This is a genomic window from Pseudomonas sp. PAMC 25886 (assembly GCF_000242655.1).
GTDB lineage: Bacteria > Pseudomonadota > Gammaproteobacteria > Pseudomonadales > Pseudomonadaceae > Aquipseudomonas.
This window is the reverse complement of sequence record NZ_AHHC01000067.1, coordinates 65900-83317: the sequence shown is the minus strand read 5'-3', so window position 1 is coordinate 83317 and position 17418 is coordinate 65900. Positions and strand designations below refer to the sequence as shown.

The following is a 17418-nucleotide window of genomic DNA, read 5'->3' as shown; positions in this document are numbered from 1 at the left end:
CCGCCTCTGCCGTGCGCCGCCCCAGCACCAGCGGCAATGCGCCCGCTGCGTTACCCAGTTCACCGCCCACACACAGCACGTCGCCAGGCTGCGCGCCGCTGCGGGTCAAGGCCTGGCCCGCCGGCACCCGCCCAAACACGGTCATGGTCAGGCTCAGGGGCCCACGGGTGGTGTCGCCGCCTACCAGGACCACACCGCAACCCTGGGCCATGGCGTTCAAACCCTGGGCATAGCGTTGCAGCCAATCGGCATCAACCGTCGGGGTGGTCAGGGCAAGGGTAAACGCGAGGGGATTGGCGCCCATCGCCGCCAGATCGCTGACTGCCACGGCCAGCGAGCGCTGGCCGAGCAGAAACGGGTCGCAGGGGTCGGCAAAGTGCACGCCGGCCACCAAAGTATCGGTAGAAATCGCCAGCTGTTCCCCGGGAGGAACCGCCAGCAGGGCGCAATCGTCGCCAATCCCCAGTGCAATACCTTCGCCGCCCTGCGCACAGGGCGCGGCGGCGAAGTAGTTGCGGATCAGCTCAAACTCGCCCATTGCGTCAGCAAGCGCCGGTTAGCGCTTGTACGCCTTCACTTCGGCTTCACGCAGGCGCGGGGCCAGCTTGTCGAGCACGCCGTTGACGAACTTGTGACCGTCGGTGGAACCGTAGACTTTCGCCAGTTCGATCCCTTCGTTGATCACCACGCGATACGGCACGTCGACGCGCTTGAGCAGTTCCCAGGTGGACAGGCGCAACACGGCCAGTTCAACCGGGTCCAGCTCTTCGATCGCCAGGTCCAGGCACGGCGTCAGTGCAGCGTCGATCTCTGGCAGGTTGGCCGGAACGCCGTGCAGGATGTCGTGGAAGTAGCTGGCATCGGCCATGCTGAAATCGTTGTCGACGCGAAACTGCGCCTCGATTTCGTTCAGCGAGGTTTTGGCCATGTGGCGCTGGTACAGCGCCTGGGTCGCGAGCTGGCGGGCCGCACGACGCTTTTCGCTTTTCGAGGGCTTGCCGGCGTCTGCCGGGCGCGGGTCCTGGGGGTTGAACTGATCGCTGTCGTCGCTAATCACTTGGCCTCCAACTGTGCCAGCAGGCTGACCATTTCCAGGGCGGACAGGGCAGCTTCAGCACCTTTGTTACCGGCCTTGGTGCCGGAACGTTCGATGGCTTGCTCGATGGAATCAACGGTCAGCACGCCAAAGGCGACCGGCACGCCGAACTCCATGGACACCTGGGCCAGGCCCTTGGTGCATTCGCCAGCCACGTATTCGAAGTGCGGAGTACCGCCACGAATGACCGCGCCCAGGGCGATGATCGCTGCGTATTCACCCTGCTGTGCAACTTTCTGCGCAACCAGTGGAATTTCGAAGGCGCCAGGAGCGCGGATGATAGTGATGTCGCTTTCGCTCACACCGTGGCGAACCAGGGCATCCACGGCACCGCTTACCAGGCTTTCAACCACGAAGCTGTTGAAGCGGCCAACCACCAGCGCATAGCGGCCTTTGGGGGCGATGAAGGTACCTTCGATGGTCTTCAGGGTCATTCGACAAATCTCTTAAAGAGCCGGGACGCGCTTAGTGCGCGCCCCTCAGTGATATTTGAACCGCGAACAAGGGGCAAACAACGCCGGCCTTTATTCGGAGGGCACGTATTCTACTACTTCCAGGTCGAAACCGGATATGGCATTAAATTTCATTGGCGCACTCATCAGGCGCATTTTGCGCACGCCCAGGTCCCGCAGGATCTGCGAACCGGCACCGACGATGCTGTAGGTGGTCGGTTTTTTCACCGGCGCGTGGTCGGCGGTTTCACGGATATGCGCCAGCAACACGTCGCCATCCAGCGGATGGCCCAGCAGCAACACCACACCGCTTCCGGCCTCGGACACCGCGGACATCGCGGCCCGCAGGCTCCAGCGCCCCGGTTGCTTGACCATCAGCAGGTCACGCAGCGGGTCCATGTTGTGCACCCGCACCAGGGTCGGCTCTTCAGCGCAGATGGTGCCCAGGGTCAGGGCCATGTGCACGTCGCCTTCCACGGAATCACGATAGGTCACCAGGTTGAACTGGCCCAGTTCGCTGTCCAGCGGCTGCTCGGCAATCCGCTGAACGGTACGTTCGTGGATCATCCGGTAGTGAATCAGGTCGGCAATGGTGCCGATCTTGATGCTGTGCAGCGCGGCAAACTCTTCCAGCTCGGCGCGACGGGACATGGTGCCGTCGTCGTTCATCACTTCGCAGATCACGCCGCTCGGCTCGAAACCGGCCATGCGTGCCAGGTCGCAGGCCGCTTCAGTGTGGCCGGCGCGGGCCAGGGTGCCACCCGGTTGGGCCATCAGCGGGAAGATGTGGCCCGGGCTGACGATATCTTCAGCCTTGGCGTCTTTCGCGGCGGCGGCTTGTACGGTGCGGGCGCGGTCAGCAGCGGAGATGCCGGTGGTGACACCGGTAGTGGCTTCGATGGACACGGTGAACTTGGTGCCAAACCCCGAACCATTGCGCGGCGCCATCAGCGGCAGCTTCAACAGCTCGCAGCGCTCACGGCTCATCGGCATGCAGATCAGGCCACGGGCGTGCTTGGCCATGAAGTTGATGTGTTCCGGCTGGCAGCACTCGGCGGCCATGATCAGGTCGCCTTCATTCTCGCGATCTTCGTCATCCATGAGGATGACCATCTTGCCTTGGCGGATGTCTTCAACCAGTTCTTCGATGCTGTTGAGCGCCACGCGGCACCCCCTTGGGTCAGGATTTAAGGTAGCCGTTAGCGGCTAAAAAACTTTCAGTGATGTTACTGCCGGTCGGCTCTGCGGCCTTATCGCCCAACAACAGGCGCTCCAGGTAACGGGCAAGCAAGTCCACTTCCAGGTTCACCCGGCGACCCGGCTGGTACGACGCCATGATGGTTTCGCTCAGGGTGTGGGGAATGATGGTCAGTTCAAATTCGGCGCCGTTCACGGCGTTCACGGTCAGGCTGGTGCCGTCGACGGTGATCGAGCCTTTGTGGGCGATGTACTTGGCCAGCTCTTTCGGTGCGCGGATACGGAATTCCACGGCACGCGCGTTTTCGCTGCGGGCGACGACTTCGCCGACCCCGTCAACGTGGCCGCTGACCAGGTGCCCGCCGAGACGGGTGGTCGGGGTCAGGGCTTTTTCCAGGTTCACCGGGCTGCCGCTCTTGAGGTCGTTCATCGCGGTGCAGTCCAGGGTTTCCCGGCTGACATCGGCGGCAAAGCCGTTGCCAGGCAACTCGATGACGGTCAGGCACACACCGCTGACGGCGATGCTGTCGCCCAGTTTGACGTCGCTCAGGTCGAGCTTGCCGGTTTCAACCAGCAGGCGTACGTCGCCGCCTTTTGGGGTCATTGCACGGATGCTGCCGATGGATTCGATAATGCCGGTGAACATGCCGTTCTCCTGAAGACGTGGCGCAGGCCGGGAATTATACGCTCGCTGATGGCACAGGAATGGCAGTGACTCGCCAGTCGTCGCCCACAGCGCGCATTTCAGTGATCTTGAGTTGGGGGGCGTCGGCCAGTTTCTCAAGCGGCCAGTCCAACAAAGGCCGGGCAGCGGAGCCGAGGAACTTGCCGGCGACGAATATCACGTACTCGTCCACCAGGCCCTGCTGGGCGAAGGCACCTGCCAGACTCGGGCCGGCCTCCACCAACACTTCGTTGACGCCACGGGCGGCCAGGGCCACCAGCGCGGAACGCAGGTCGACCTGGCCGTCGACACCCGGCACCACCAGGCACTCTGGGCCTGTGGGGTATTGGTTGTCCGGCGTCACGCAGGTGATGACCAGCGCAGGGCCGGCCTTGAAGAACGGCGCATTCAGCGGCACCCGCAGGCGGCCGTCGATCAGCACGCGCAGCGGCGGACGGGACATCGCCAGGGCAGTGGTTTCTTCATCCAGGCCGAGCTCGGCGGCGCGCACGGTCAGGCGAGCACCATCGGCCAGCACCGTGTCGGCACCGGTCAGCACCACACTGGCCTGGGCCCGCAAACGCTGCACAGCGGCACGGGCGGCCGGGCCGGTGATCCATTGGCTTTCGCCGTTGGCCATCGCGGTGCGACCGTCCAGGCTCATGGCCAATTTGACCCGCACAAACGGCAGGCCATGTTCCATGCGCTTGAGGAAGCCCGGGTTAAGCGCACGCGCCTCATTCTCCAGCAAGCCGCTGTGAGTCTCGATCCCGGCCTGGGCCAGGCGACGCATGCCACGCCCGGCGACTTCCGGGTTCGGGTCCTGCATCGCCGCGACCACACGGGCCAAACCGGCATTCACCAGCGCATCGGCGCACGGCGGCGTGTGCCCGTGGTGGCTGCACGGTTCAAGGGTCACGTAGGCGGTGGCGCCCCGGGCTTTATCGCCCGCTGCCCGCAGGGCGTGGACTTCCGCATGAGGCTCGCCGGTGCGCACGTGCCAGCCTTCGCCGACAACTTGCCCGTCACGCACGATCACACAGCCAACCCGTGGGTTGGGGTGCGTGGTGTACAGGCCCTTGCGCGCCAATTCCAGGGCACGGGCCATGTAATGGGCGTCGAGCACCGCTTGTTCTGCCGAAGGTGGGTTCATTCTTTTACCGGCTCACGGGCCAGGCGGTCGATCTCTTCGCGGAACTCGTTGAGGTCCTGGAAGCGTCGATACACCGAGGCGAAACGGATATAGGCGACTTCGTCGAGCTTTTGCAGCTCGGCCATCACCAGTTCTCCAACGACCAGGGATTTGACTTCGCGCTCGCCGGTAGCCCGCAGCTTGTGCTTGATATGCACCAGCGCCGCTTCCAGCCGCTCGACACTCACCGGGCGTTTTTCCAGGGCGCGCTGCATTCCGGCGCGCAGTTTTTCTTCGTCGAAGGGCTGGCGACTGCCGTCGGTCTTGATCAGACGCGGCAATACCAGTTCGGCGGTTTCGAAGGTGGTGAAACGTTCACCGCAGCCAGAAGCCAGGCATTCACGCCGGCGACGCACCTGTTCGCCCTCGGCGACCAGACGCGAGTCAATGACCTTGGTGTCGTTGGCACCGCAGAAGGGACAGTGCATGGTGGCAGGCAACAAAAAATGGGAGGGCCATGGTAGCGCATCCCCGTGGCAAGACAAGCCATAGCCTTTACGGTATATAGGCTGACTATTATGTTTCATATTTTTTAAGCCACGGATTTTGTCCTTTCTGGAGCCGTACATGCAGTTACGACCACTTGTTTTGCTCACGTTGCTTGGTTTCCTGGTCGCCTGCAGCAGCCATACCCCAAAACCCGCACCGCCCGCTCCGGCGCCGCAACAAGAGAAAAAATTGCCGGGAGTGGAAGAAGACCTCGGCCCGCTGCCCGCCTACCAGCGTGAAGTCAGCGGCCAATTGAACGGTGTACCGGCCGGGGCTGAAGTCGAATTGGCGCTGCTGGTGATCGACGACCGTTCGCGCCCGCAACAACTGCTCGCCAGCAGCGTGCTGATCGGCAACAACAAGCCGTTGGCGTTCCGCCTGCGCTTCAACCCCGAGGCTTTCCCGGCAGGCGGACGCGTTGAGCTGCGTGGCCGCGCCAGCCAGTCCGGCCAGTTGATCCTGCACCTGCCGCCCGTACGCATCACCCAAGCGATCACCCAGACCACCGGCCCGCTGCAATTCGTTCCCGCACCATGACGCCACCGCTGGACCTGCAACGCGCCCTCAGCGAACTGATCGGCGACGCCCAACTGGTGCCCTGCCCGCTGCCGGGCACCGCGTTGTCGCTGTGGCTGCTGGACGCCGACAACATGGACCGCGCCTTCAGCCCGGAAGAAACCCGACGTATCCTGCATGAGCCGCCGTACTGGAGCTTTTGCTGGGCCAGTGGTTTGGCGCTGGCGCGATACCTGGCGGCCAATCCCGAGTGGGTCGCGGGCAAGCGGGTGCTGGATTTTGGCGCAGGTTCAGGCGTTGCCGGGATTGCTGCGGTAAAGGCCGGAGCGCTGGAAGTGGTGGCATGCGACCTTGACCCACTGGCCCTGGCCGCCTGCCGGGCGAATGCCGAACTCAACGGCGTAACACTGGGCTATTCAGAAGACTTCTTCACCGAAGCCGACCGGTTTGACCTGATCCTGGTCGCCGATGTGCTGTACGACCGGGCGAACCTGCCGCTGCTGGACCAGTTCCTCACCCGGGGCCGCGAAGCGCTGGTCGCCGATTCCCGGGTTCGGGACTTCCAGCACCCGGACTACCAGCGCCTGGAAATCCTCGACGCCCTGACCCTGCCCGACCTGGCCGAGCCCTGGGAGTTTCGCAAGGTGAGCCTGTACCATTCGCGGCGCGCTTAAGAGCATCGCGGGCAAGCCCGCTCCCACATTTGAAATGCATTCCCCTGTGGGAGCTGGCTTGCCTGCGATAGCGATCCTGAGACCGCCCCGCTTTCAGCCAACCCCACCAACCCTTATAGTTGCCCCATCCCCTGCTTTCTTCGAGATACCCCATGAGTGAGCCCACGCCGTACATCTTCGACGCCACCACCGCCACGTTCGACCAGGCGGTGATCCAGAACTCTTTCGAAAAACCCGTGCTGGTGGATTTCTGGGCCGAGTGGTGCGCGCCGTGCAAGGCGTTGATGCCGATGCTCGCGCAGATCGCCGAGAGCTATCAGGGTGAGTTGCTGCTGGCCAAGGTCGATTGCGATGCCGAGCCGGACGTGGTCTCGCGCTTTGGCATTCGCAGCCTGCCGACGGTGGTGCTGTTCAAGGATGGCCAGCCGGTCGACGGGTTTGCCGGTGCGCAACCCGAGTCTGCCGTGCGCGCGATGCTGGAGCCACACGTGCAAATGCCGCCGCCGGCCGCTGCCGATCCGCTGGAGCAGGCCCAGGCGTTGTTTGCCGAAGGCCGTATCACCGACGCCGAGGCCGTGCTGGTCACCCTGCTGGGCGAAGACAACACCAACGCCGCCGCGCTGATTCTGTACGCGCGCTGCCTGGCTGAACGCGGCGAGCTGAATGAAGCGCAAACCGTGCTCGACGCGGTCAAGAGCGATGATCACAAAGCCGCCCTGGCCGGCGCCAAGGCGCAGATCACCTTCTTGCGCCAGGCCGCCGACCTGCCGGACGCCGCAGACCTGAAAGCCCGCCTGGCGCAAAACCCACAGGATGACGAGGCGGTGTATCAGCTGGCCGTGCAGCAACTGGCGCGCCAGCAATACGACGCCGCGCTGGACGGCTTGCTCAAGCTGTTCATCCGCAACCGCAGCTACAGCGAAGGCCTGCCCCACAAGACGCTGTTGCAGGTGTTCGAATTGCTGGGCAACGATCACCCGCTTGTCACGGTTTACCGCCGCAAGCTGTTCGCCGCGCTGTACTGATCCTTACTCGATCCAGCTGTACAGCGGCGTATCCCCGCCGCTGGCCACTTTGACCTTGGCGCTATGGCGCAGGCGCACCAGCAGGCGCTTGCCCGCCGAGGCGCTGCCGGCCAATCCTTCCAGCTGATCGAGCAATTCCAGCCCGTTGAGTTGCCCGGCCTTGCGCAGCAAGTCTTGGGCGGCCTGCCACAGGCTCTCGTCCAGGTTGCCCGCCGCCGGCGCCACCACGGGCTCGGCACTCGGTGCCTTGCTGGTCTGCAACTGCGCGCCCAGCCGGGCCCAGTCACCGTCGTCCAGCTCCAGGGTCAAGTCCACCGGCAGGTCACCCACGGTTCCACGAATTCTCAACATCGCACTCACTCCCGCACTTTTCTGACAAGCATGCTCCCACGCGTCTTGCGCTACGCCAAGCAGGCGGTCAAACTCGTCGCAAAATTGTTATAAGATCACATAACAAAACTTTCATCTTTGTTCGGGAGCTCCACCATGCGCCGTTTGCTGCTCGCTTTGCCGTTTGCCCTGTTGCCACTGGCCATCGCCCAGGCTGCCGACGAGCACGACCATGACCACGAGCACGGCAGCCTCGGTGCCCACGAACACGGTGTGGGCCGCCTCAACGCGGTGCTCGACGGCCAGGCCCTGGAGCTGGAACTGGACAGCCCGGCGATGAACCTGGTGGGTTTCGAACACCTGGCCACCACGGCTGGCGACAAAGCCAAGGTCGCCGCTGCCCGCAAGCAACTGGAGCAACCGTTGGTGCTGTTCAGCCTGCCCAAGGCCGCCGGCTGTGTGATCAGCACCCAGGAGCTGAACAGCCCGCTGTTTGGCGACAAACCTGAAGCCGACCATGACGACGACGATGACGACCACGCCACCGACGGCAAAGGCGCCGCCGCCCACGAACATCATCACGACCACAGCGAAATTCACGCTCACTACCAGTTCACCTGCGCCACGCCGACCGCGTTGAGCAACCTCGACCTGACCCAGGTGTTCAAGACCTTCCCCGCCACCCAGAAAATTCAGGTACAACTCATTGGCCCAAGCGGCCAGCAGGGTGTGGAAGCGACGGCGCAGGCAGCTACCCTGAAATTCTGAGTTCATGCCCCGGTTAATGTGGGAGCTGGCTTGCCTGCGATGCAAACGCCTCGGTTTTTCTGAAACACCGCGGCGATGCCATCGCAGGCAAGCCAGCTCCCACAGTTGATCAGTGTCATCATTTAAATCGAGCCAGATCACTGATTCCTTATGACCCAAGCACTTATCGAACTGTCTGACCTGGGCTTCAACTGGCCCGGTCACCCACAGTTGCTGGACATCCCGGCGTTTCGCCTGGAGCCGGGGGAAACCCTGTTCCTCAAGGGCCCCAGCGGCAGCGGCAAGACCACCCTGCTGGGCCTGTTGGGCGGTGTGCAAAAGCCCAGTCGCGGCAGTATTCGCCTGCTCGGCCAAGAGCTGACCGAACTTTCGGCCGGCGCCCGCGACCGCTTTCGCGTCGACCACACCGGCTACATCTTCCAGCAGTTCAACCTGCTGCCGTTTCTCTCGGTGCGCGAGAACGTCGAGCTGCCCTGCCACTTCTCCAAGCTGCGGGCGCAACGGGCGATCCAGCGCCACGGCAGTGTCGACCAGGCCGCCGCGACCTTGCTCGCCCACCTGGGCCTGAAGGACAAAAACCTGCTGGAACGCCGCGCCGATTCCCTGTCCATCGGCCAGCAACAGCGAGTGGCCGCCGCCCGCGCGCTGATCGGCCAGCCGGAACTGGTGATCGCCGACGAGCCGACTTCAGCTCTGGACTACGACGCCCGGGAAGCCTTCATCCAGTTGCTGTTCGCCGAGTGCCGCGAAGCAGGCGCCAGCCTGTTGTTCGTCAGCCATGACCAGAGCCTGGCGCCGCTGTTCGACCGCAACCTGTCGCTGGCCGAACTCAATCGCGCCGCCACGCCCGTAGAGGTTTGAGATGTATTTGTTTCGTCTAGCCATGGCCAGCCTGGCTAACCGCCGCTTTACCGCGATCCTCACCGCCTTCGCCATTGCCCTGTCGGTGTGCCTGTTGCTGGCGGTGGAACGGGTACGCACCGAAGCCCGCGCCAGTTTCGCCAGCACCATCAGCGGCACCGACCTGATCGTCGGCGCGCGCTCCGGCTCGGTCAACTTGCTGCTGTATTCGGTGTTCCGCATCGGCAACGCCACCAACAACATTCGCTGGGACAGCTACGAGCACTTCGCCGCCAACCCGCAGGTGAAATGGGCGATCCCGATTTCCCTCGGCGACTCCCACCGCGGCTACCGCGTGATGGGCACTAACGAATCCTATTTCGAACACTACCAATACGGCCGCCGGCAAAACCTCGAACTCGCCAGCGGTCGCGCCTTCGCCACCGATCCCTTTGAAGTGGTACTCGGCGCCGAAGTGGCCGATGCGCTGCATTACAAACTCGGCGACAAGCTGGTGCTGGCTCACGGCGTGGCGGTGGTCAGCCTGGTCAAGCACGATGACAAGCCGTTCACCGTGGTCGGTATTCTCAAGCGCACCGGCACCCCGGTGGACCGCACGCTGCATATCAGCCTCGGCGGCATGGAAGCGATTCACATCGACTGGCACAACGGCGTACCGGCCCAGGGCAAAGGCCGCATCAGCGCCGACCAGGCCCGCAACATGGACCTGACGCCGCAAGCCATCACCGCGTTCATGCTCGGCCTGAACAACAAGATTTCCACCTTTGCCCTGCAACGGGAGATCAACGAATTCCGTGGCGAACCGATGCTGGCGATCCTGCCGGGCGTGGCGCTGCAAGAGCTGTGGAGCATGATGGGCACCGCCGAAAAAGCGCTGTTCGTGATCTCGCTGTTCGTGGTGCTGACCGGCTTGATCGGTATGCTCACCGCGATCCTCACCAGCCTCAATGAGCGGCGCCGGGAAATGGCGATCCTGCGGTCGGTGGGCGCGCGGCCCTGGCACATCGCGAGCTTGCTGATCTTCGAAGCGTTCGCCCTGGCGTTGTCGGGCGTGATCGCCGGTGTCGGGCTGTTGTACGTGTGCATCGCCGCGTCGCGCGGGTATTTGCAGGCCAACTACGGGCTGGATCTGCCGCTGTCGCTGCCGAGCGAATATGAATGGACCTTGCTCGGCGGTATTCTCGTCGCCGCCCTGCTGATGGGCAGCGTGCCGGCCTGGCGCGCCTACCGGCAATCGTTGGCCGATGGCCTGTCGATACGTTTATGAGGAAGCTGTTGATGCGTCGCGTCGTGCTTGCGCTGTTATTGCTGGTGGCCCTGCCCGCCTGGGCTGAAGACCAACCCAAGGACCTGTCGTGGCAGGAGATGATCCCGCCGGACGCGCCACCGGAAATCCCCAACATGAAACCGCTGCACGACTTGTCGGGCATGGCGGATGCGCTGTCGGTGGAGTCTGCGCCGGCCGCCAAGCAAGACCTGCCCAACGCGCCAGTCGTGCAAAGCCTGGACGGTAAGCACATCCGCCTGCCGGGCTATATCGTGCCGCTGGAAGTCAGCGAAGAAGGCCGCACCACGGAGTTTCTGCTGGTGCCGTATTTCGGCGCCTGCATCCACGTGCCGCCACCGCCGTCGAACCAGATCGTGCATGTGAAAAGCGAGATCGGCGTGAAGCTCGACGAGCTGTATCAACCGTACTGGATCGAAGGCCAGATGCAGGTCAAACCGTCCAGCAGCGAACTGGCGGATGCCGGTTACCAGATGGATGCCGACAAGATCTACGTGTACGAGTTGCAGGAATAACCCGTGATTGCGCTTTCATTGAGCTGAGTCAAAAGCTCGAACGTTACGATCTTTACCATTGGACACAAGCAATTAATAACGTCCTTTGGAGCTCCCATGAACAAGTCCCTGCTCGGCGCGTCGCTTGTCGCGCTCGCCCTCGTTGCCCCCGTTGCCCATGCTCACGAAGCAGGCGACATCCTGATTCGCGCCGGTGCCATCACCGTCAACCCGAAAGCGGACAGCAGCAGTGTCAAGGTCGACCAGGGCCCGCTGGCCGGGACCAACCTGGGCGGCAAGGCGACCATGAGCAGCGACACCCAACTGGGCTTGAACTTCGCCTACATGTTCACCAGCCACTGGGGTATCGAACTGCTGGCGGCCACGCCGTTCGAGCACGATGTGAAGATCAAGAACACCGCCCTGGGCGCCGCCAACGGCAAGCTCGGCTCGCTCAAACACCTGCCGCCGACCCTGAGCGTCGTGTACTACCCGCTGGACAGCAAGTCGGCGTTCCAGCCGTATGTGGGCGCCGGTATCAACTACACCTGGATCTACGACGAACACGTCGGCGGTCGCGCCCAAGAGGCCGGCTTCAGCAACTTCAAGGCTGAAAACTCATGGGGCTGGGCCGCGCAGATCGGTGCGGACTACATGATCAACGACAAGTGGATGATCAACGCCCAGGCGCGCTACATCGACATCAGCACCAAGGCCACCGTGGACAACAACGCCCTGGGCCAGGGCACTCGGGCCAAGGTCAACGTGGATGTGGACCCGATGGTTTACATGGTGGGTATTGGCTACAAGTTCTAAACACGCTTTAAGCAACGCCGCCTAACGAAATGTGGGAGGGGTTTGTGTGGGAGCTGGCTTGCCTGCGATAGCATCACCTCGGTGTAACTGACAAACCGAGTTGACTGCATCGCGGGCAAGCCCGGCTCCCACACAAACCGCTCCCACATTTTGCTTTGTGTTGTTTTCAGCTATGTCGGTAAAACCGGTCGAGCAATGCCGGCAACCCGGCCCGCCAGGCCCGTGGCTTGATGCCGAAGGTGTGGAGGATTTTCTTGCAGGCCAGCACCGCGTGCTGCGGTTCATCGGCCGCATCCGGGCGCGCGGCGTGGGCCTGGGCGGTTGGCGCTTCCACGGCCAGCGGGTGGAAGTTGCGCGCCTCGGTGAGGATCGCCTGCCCCAGCGCCAGCGGCGTGGTCGCTTCGTGGCCGGCGTAGTGGTAAGTGCCCCACAACGGCGCTGCGCAATCGAGTTGCTTGAGCACCGAGATGATCACCCGGGCAGCGTCGTCCACCGGCGTCGGGTTGCCCCGGCGGTCGTCGGCCATCAGCAATTCGTCTGGTTTTTCGGCACGGGCCAGGAAACGCCCGAGGGTGCCGTCGACGCTGTCATCCAGCAGCCAGCCAAAGCGCAACAGCACGTGTTGCGGGCAGGTGGCGCGTACGCTCTGCTCGATGCGCCACAACGCCTGGCCACGCAGGCCTAACGGTACGGGTTCGTCTTTTTCGCTGTAGGCCGTGGCGCGGGAGCCATCGAACACGCGGTAGCTGGAAGGTTGCAGCAAGGTGATGCTGTGGTGCTGGCACAGTTCGGCCAGGCGCTCGATGGCGTATTCCTGCGCGGCCAGACGCGTCTCGCTGACCGTCTCCGCCTGAAACCAGTCGAAGTAATAGGCGAGATTGATCAAGGCATCGGGACGGGTGTCGTCGAGCAGTTGCGTGAGGCTCGCGGCATCCCAGCCGTCTTGGGGCGGGCGCGGGGCGAGGAAACCGATGTCTTCCTCCGCGCCGAGGCGAATCAGCGCCTGCCCGAGGGCATTCCCGCCGCCCAGTAACATAAGGCGCATTCGCATAGATTGAGCAGGCCCGGTCTGTTTGGAACGATGGTTATTATCGACAGGCTTGTGAGACCTGCCGTTGGCATTTGCCAGAATCGTTGCATTTTGCGGGTTTGTAGCGCAACCGTCACTTATAAAGTGCGGGGTTGCAGTGCGGTGAGCGGGCTTGCCCCGCGCTGGGCTGCGCAGCGGCCCCAATAAGGTAGGATTGCCCCATGAACCTTCCTGAATCAACGGACACGGTCTTGAACGGTTTCCACCCCGCCGTCAGCGCCTGGTTCCGCAGCACGTTCCCGTCGGTGACCGCCGCCCAGGCCCAGGCGTGGCCGCTGATCCGCCAGCGCCGCTCGACCCTGATCGCCGCGCCCACCGGTTCTGGCAAGACCCTCACGGCCTTTCTCGCCGTGCTGGACGACCTTGTGCATCAAGGCCTGGCCAATGGCGGCCAACTGCCAGACCAGACCCTGGTGGTCTACGTCTCGCCATTGAAGGCCTTGTCCAACGACATCCAGATCAACCTGCAAAACCCGCTGGCCGGCATCACCGAGCACCTGCAGCGCCTGGGCCTGCCACCGCTGGCGATCAGCACCGCCGTGCGTACCGGCGACACCCCGCAGAAAGACCGCGCCCTGATGCGCAAGCACCCGCCGCATATCCTGGTCACCACCCCGGAATCGCTCTACGTGCTGCTGGGCTCGGACTCCGGCCGACAGATGCTCGCCAGCATCCGCACAGTGATCGTCGACGAAATCCACGCCATCGCCGCCAGCAAACGCGGCAGCCACTTGGCCCTGACGCTGGAACGCTTGCAGGGTTTGTGCCGCGAGCCACTGACCCGCATCGGCCTGTCGGCCACGCAAAAGCCCATCGAAGCGGTGTCGCGCTTTCTGGTGGGCACCGACCGGCCCTGTGCAATCGTCGATATCGGCCACGCACGCCCACGGGACCTGGATATCGAAGTGCCGCCGGTGCCGCTGTCGGCCGTGATGGCCAACGACGTGTGGGATCTGGTCTACGACCGCCTCGCCGAACTGGCCAGGCAACACCGCACCACGCTGATTTTCGTCAACACCCGGCGCCTGGCCGAACGCCTGGCCCGGCACTTGAGCGAGCGCCTGGGCAAAACCGCCGTCGCCGCCCACCACGGCAGCCTCGCCAAAGAACTGCGCCTGGACGCCGAACAACGGCTCAAGGCCGGGGAGCTACAAGTGCTGATCGCCACCGCGTCCCTGGAACTGGGGATCGATATCGGCGATGTCGATTTGGTGTGCCAGATCGGCTCGCCCGGCTCGATCAACGGTTTCCTGCAACGCGTCGGACGGTCCGGGCACCAGGTCGGCGGCACGCCCAAGGGCCGGTTGTTCGCCACCACCCGCGACGACCTGATCGAGTGCGCCGCCCTCCTCGACTGCGTGCGCCGGGGCGAGCTGGACACCTTGCTGATCCCGGTCGCGCCGCTGGATGTGCTGGCCCAGCAGATCATCGCCGAAGTCAGCTGCCAGGAATGGCAGGAGCAGGCGCTGCTCACGCTGATTCGCCGCGCCGCGCCCTACGCCGGGCTCGATGAACGCCACTACCAGGCGCTCCTGCAAATGCTCGCCGAAGGCTACAACGGCCGCCAGGGCATCCGCAGCGCCTACCTGCACCGCGACGCCATCACCCGCACCCTGCGCGGCCGGCGTGGCGCCAAGCTCACCGCCGTGACCAGCGGCGGCACCATCCCCGACAACGCCGACTACAGCGTGCTGCTGGAGCCGCAAAGCCTGAACATCGGCAGCGTCAACGAAGACTTCGCGGTGGAAAGCATCGCCGGGGATATCTTCCAGCTGGGCAATACCTCCTACCGCATCCTGCGGGTGGAAACCGGCAAGGTGCGGGTCGAAGATGCCCATGGCCAGCCACCGACCATTCCGTTCTGGCTCGGTGAAGCGCCGGGGCGCAGTGCGGAGTTATCGTTTGCCGTGGCGCGATTGCAGGGGCAACTCGACGAGTTGCTCGCCGCCACCCCGGGTAACCTGCAACCGGCGCTCGACTGGCTGACCGGCAGCCTCGGCCTGAACCTCTCCAGCGCCGAACAACTGGTGGATTACCTGGCGCGGGCGCGGCTGGCATTGAGCGCGTTGCCGTCCCAGGACACGTTGATCATGGAGCGGTTTTTCGACGAGTCCGGCGGCACTCAACTGATCATCCACACGCCGTTCGGCAGCCGCATCAACCGCGCCTGGGGCCTGGCGTTGCGCAAGCGTTTTTGCCGCACCTTCAACTTCGAACTGCAAGCCGCCGCCAGCGAGGATGCGATCGTGTTGTCGCTGTCCACCAGCCACAGCTTTGAGCTGGACGAAGTGTGGCGCTACCTCAACAGCAACACGGCCGAGCACATCCTGATCCAGGCCGTGCTGGATGCGCCGCTGTTCGGCGTGCGTTGGCGCTGGAATGCCGGGGTGGCCCTGGCACTGCCGCGCTATACCGGCGGGCGCAAGGTGGCGCCGCAGATCCAGCGCATGAAGAGTGAAGACCTGATCGCCAGCGTGTTTCCCGACCAGATAGCGTGCCTGGAAAACCTCGCCGGCGAGCGCGAAGTGCCCGAGCATCCGCTGGTGGAGCAAACCCTCGACGACTGCCTGCACGAGGCCATGGACAGCGAAGGCTGGCTGGCCCTGCTGCGGCGCATGGAGCGCGGTGACATCCGCCTGATCAGCCGCGATCTGCCGGCACCCTCGCCCCTGGCGGCAGAGATTCTCAGCGCCCGCCCCTACACCTTTCTCGACGACGCGCCGCTGGAGGAGCGCCGCACCCAGGCCGTGCTCAACCGACGCTGGAGCGACCCGCAAAGCACCGACGACCTCGGCGCGCTGGATGCCGAGGCGATTGCCGGTGTGTGCGAGGAAGCCTGGCCGGCACCCAATGGCCTGGACGAGATGCATGAGGCGTTGATGAGCCTGGCGTGCATCGCTGAATCGGAAGTCACGCCGCCGTGGGCCGAATGGCTGCACGCCCTGGCCGCCGGGGGGCGCGCCAGCCGCTTGCGAATCGGCACCGACCAGGCGATTTGGGTGGCCCTGGAACGCTTGAGTTGCTTGGCCGCGATCTATCCGAATGACCTGCCGTTGTTGCCGGGTTTTGATGAACCCTGGACCTTCGACGAAGCCCTGGTAGAAGTGCTGCGGGCACGCCTGAGCGGCTTCGGCCCGTTGACCTTGATCCAGATCGCCGCGCCCCTGGCCTTGCCGGTGGCCGACGTGTCCCAGGCACTCGCACGGCTGGAAAGCGAAGGCTACGTGCTGCGCGGCCGCTTCAGCCCGGGCGCCAGCGACGAACAATGGTGCGAGCGCCACCTGCTGGCGCGCATTCACCGCTACACGGTCAAGCGCCTGCGCCGGGAAATCGAACCGGTGGCGTTGCAGGATTTCATGCGGTTCCTGTTCGACTGGCAGCACCTGTCAGACGGCACTCGCGGCCAGGGCAGCGCGGTGTTGCCGCAGATCGTCGCGCAGTTCGAAGGCTACGCCGCCGCGACGTCGGCTTGGGACAGCGATTTGCTCAGCGCACGGATCAAGGATTACTCGCCGAGCTGGCTGGACGACTTGTGCCGCAGCGGCAAGGTGGTGTGGACACGCCTGAGCAACAAGGCCGGCGCAACCGCTCTGCGCAGCACGCCAGTGGTGCTGTTGCCCCGCAGCCAGGTGCCGTTGTGGAGTGGGCTGACCGAGGCGCCTGACAGCGCCGAGCTGTCGCCCAAGGCACAGAAGGTCCATCAGGCGCTGCGGGAAAACGGTGCGCTGTTTTTCGATGAGTTGATCCACGAAGCCCATCTGCTGCGCAGCGAACTGGAAACCGCCTTGCAGGAACTGGTGGGCGCCGGGCTGGCGAACGCCGACAGCTTCGCCGGCCTGCGCGCACTGACTACCCCCGCGAGCAAACGCCAGGCCCGCAGCAGTCGGCGCGGGCGCGGGGCGTTTGTGGGCGGGATGGACGATGCCGGGCGTTGGGCGCTGGTACGACGGGCTCCGGTGGCGGACGGCACCCGCCCGGCGTCTCACTCGGCCGAGACACTGGAGCATGTGGCGATGACCTTGCTCCGCCGCTACGGCGTGGTGTTCTGGCGCCTGCTGGAGCGTGAGGCGGATTGGCTGCCCAGTTGGCGTGAATTGCTGCGCACCTTCCATCGGCTGGAAGCCCGGGGCGAGATTCGCGGCGGGCGGTTTGTCAGTGGCCTGGCCGGGGAACAGTTTGCGTTGCCGGAAGCGATCCCGCTGCTGCGGGAAGTTCGGCGGCGGCCTCATGATGGAAGCTTGATTGCGGTGTGCGGCGCCGACCCGCTGAACCTGGTGGGCACGCTGCTACCGGGGAGCAAGGTGCCGGCACTGAGCGGCAACCGGCTGGTGTACCGGGACGGTTTGCCGGCGGCGGTGGAGATTGCCGGCAAGCAGCAGGTGCTATTGGAATTGGATCAGCAGGCGGCCGGGTTGGTGCGGGAGAAACTGATCAGGCACTGAAGTGTGTGGCGCCTGTGCCGACCTCAT

The 17418-nt window shown here is 64.2% G+C and carries 18 protein-coding genes; 9 read left to right on the top strand and 9 right to left on the bottom strand.

The features are described 5' to 3' along the window. From MUM_RS0123180 to nrdR, 7 genes are all read right to left on the bottom strand, one after another. Window positions 1-538: AIR synthase related protein (locus tag MUM_RS0123180; RefSeq protein ID WP_010174666.1), on the bottom strand; the 538-nt coding region annotated here is incomplete at its 3' end. Window positions 539-556: 18 nt separating this feature from the next. After that, window positions 557-1057 carry a transcription antitermination factor NusB gene (nusB, locus tag MUM_RS0123175; RefSeq protein WP_010174665.1) on the bottom strand — a complete coding sequence of 167 codons (501 nt, stop codon included), beginning with the start codon at window positions 1055-1057 and terminating at the stop codon, window positions 557-559. Continuing rightward, window positions 1054-1530: a 6,7-dimethyl-8-ribityllumazine synthase gene (gene ribH / locus MUM_RS0123170; protein WP_003209986.1), complete on the bottom strand. Its 477-nt coding sequence runs from the start codon at window positions 1528-1530 to the stop codon at window positions 1054-1056. Before ribH ends, nusB begins: the two co-directional genes overlap by 4 nt. A 90-nt stretch (window positions 1531-1620) precedes the next feature. Beyond that, window positions 1621-2712 carry a bifunctional 3,4-dihydroxy-2-butanone-4-phosphate synthase/GTP cyclohydrolase II gene (ribBA, locus tag MUM_RS0123165; protein ID WP_010174664.1) on the bottom strand — a complete coding sequence of 364 codons (1092 nt, stop codon included), beginning with the start codon at window positions 2710-2712 and terminating at the stop codon, window positions 1621-1623. 16 nt (window positions 2713-2728) lie between these two features. Next, window positions 2729-3391 (bottom strand): riboflavin synthase, encoded by a 663-nt coding sequence (locus tag MUM_RS0123160; RefSeq protein ID WP_010174663.1) that lies wholly within the window; start codon window positions 3389-3391, stop codon window positions 2729-2731. Window positions 3392-3425: 34 nt separating this feature from the next. After that, a complete protein-coding gene (gene ribD, locus MUM_RS0123155) occupies window positions 3426-4562 on the bottom strand; it encodes a bifunctional diaminohydroxyphosphoribosylaminopyrimidine deaminase/5-amino-6-(5-phosphoribosylamino)uracil reductase RibD (protein ID WP_010174662.1) in 1137 nt (378 codons plus the stop codon). Next, entirely contained in the window at window positions 4559-5029 is a 471-nt protein-coding gene (nrdR, locus tag MUM_RS0123150) for a transcriptional regulator NrdR (RefSeq protein ID WP_010174661.1), read from the bottom strand. Before nrdR ends, ribD begins: the two co-directional genes overlap by 4 nt. Window positions 5030-5168: 139 nt before the next feature. Here nrdR and MUM_RS0123145 point away from each other — a divergent pair, with 139 nt between their 5' ends. The 3 genes from MUM_RS0123145 to trxA all read left to right on the top strand — a co-directional run bounded on the left by MUM_RS0123145 (window position 5169) and on the right by trxA (window position 7305). Continuing rightward, window positions 5169-5627, top strand: coding sequence for a YbaY family lipoprotein (locus MUM_RS0123145; protein ID WP_010174659.1), 459 nt, complete (start codon window positions 5169-5171; stop codon window positions 5625-5627). Next, the gene (locus MUM_RS0123140) at window positions 5624-6280 is read left to right on the top strand and encodes a class I SAM-dependent methyltransferase (RefSeq protein ID WP_010174657.1); all 657 of its coding nucleotides are present in this window, start codon (window positions 5624-5626) and stop codon (window positions 6278-6280) included. The genes MUM_RS0123145 and MUM_RS0123140 overlap by 4 nt, the downstream gene beginning before the upstream one ends. A gap of 152 nt (window positions 6281-6432) precedes the next feature. Beyond that, window positions 6433-7305: a thioredoxin gene (gene trxA / locus MUM_RS0123135; protein WP_010174655.1), complete on the top strand. Its 873-nt coding sequence runs from the start codon at window positions 6433-6435 to the stop codon at window positions 7303-7305. 3 nt (window positions 7306-7308) lie between these two features. Here trxA and MUM_RS0123130 read toward each other — a convergent pair whose 3' ends face one another. Then, window positions 7309-7656, bottom strand: coding sequence for a hypothetical protein (locus tag MUM_RS0123130; RefSeq protein WP_010174653.1), 348 nt, complete (start codon window positions 7654-7656; stop codon window positions 7309-7311). A 135-nt stretch (window positions 7657-7791) separates the two neighbouring features. Here MUM_RS0123130 and MUM_RS0123125 point away from each other — a divergent pair, with 135 nt between their 5' ends. The 5 genes from MUM_RS0123125 (at window position 7792) to MUM_RS0123105 (ending at window position 11859) form a co-directional block, all read left to right on the top strand. Next, the gene (locus MUM_RS0123125; protein ID WP_010174651.1) at window positions 7792-8403 is read left to right on the top strand and encodes a DUF2796 domain-containing protein; all 612 of its coding nucleotides are present in this window, start codon (window positions 7792-7794) and stop codon (window positions 8401-8403) included. Window positions 8404-8553: 150 nt separating this feature from the next. Continuing rightward, window positions 8554-9264 carry an ABC transporter ATP-binding protein gene (locus MUM_RS0123120; RefSeq protein ID WP_010174649.1) on the top strand — a complete coding sequence of 237 codons (711 nt, stop codon included), beginning with the start codon at window positions 8554-8556 and terminating at the stop codon, window positions 9262-9264. Window position 9265: 1 nt separating this feature from the next. Then, window positions 9266-10531, top strand: coding sequence for an ABC transporter permease (locus MUM_RS0123115; RefSeq protein WP_010174648.1), 1266 nt, complete (start codon window positions 9266-9268; stop codon window positions 10529-10531). 11 nt (window positions 10532-10542) lie between these two features. Then, a complete protein-coding gene (locus MUM_RS0123110) occupies window positions 10543-11064 on the top strand; it encodes a DUF3299 domain-containing protein (RefSeq protein WP_010174646.1) in 522 nt (173 codons plus the stop codon). Between the two features lie 96 nt (window positions 11065-11160). Then, the gene (locus MUM_RS0123105) at window positions 11161-11859 is read left to right on the top strand and encodes an OmpW/AlkL family protein (RefSeq protein ID WP_010174644.1); all 699 of its coding nucleotides are present in this window, start codon (window positions 11161-11163) and stop codon (window positions 11857-11859) included. A 166-nt stretch (window positions 11860-12025) separates the two neighbouring features. On the opposite strand, the gene MUM_RS0123100 is transcribed toward MUM_RS0123105, so the two are convergent. Next, window positions 12026-12910, bottom strand: coding sequence for a sugar nucleotide-binding protein (locus tag MUM_RS0123100; RefSeq protein ID WP_010174642.1), 885 nt, complete (start codon window positions 12908-12910; stop codon window positions 12026-12028). 200 nt (window positions 12911-13110) lie between these two features. Here MUM_RS0123100 and MUM_RS0123095 point away from each other — a divergent pair, with 200 nt between their 5' ends. Beyond that, window positions 13111-17391, top strand: a complete 4281-nt coding sequence (locus MUM_RS0123095; protein ID WP_010174640.1) for a DEAD/DEAH box helicase — start codon at window positions 13111-13113, stop codon at window positions 17389-17391. The last annotated feature ends 27 nt before the right edge of the window (window positions 17392-17418 follow it).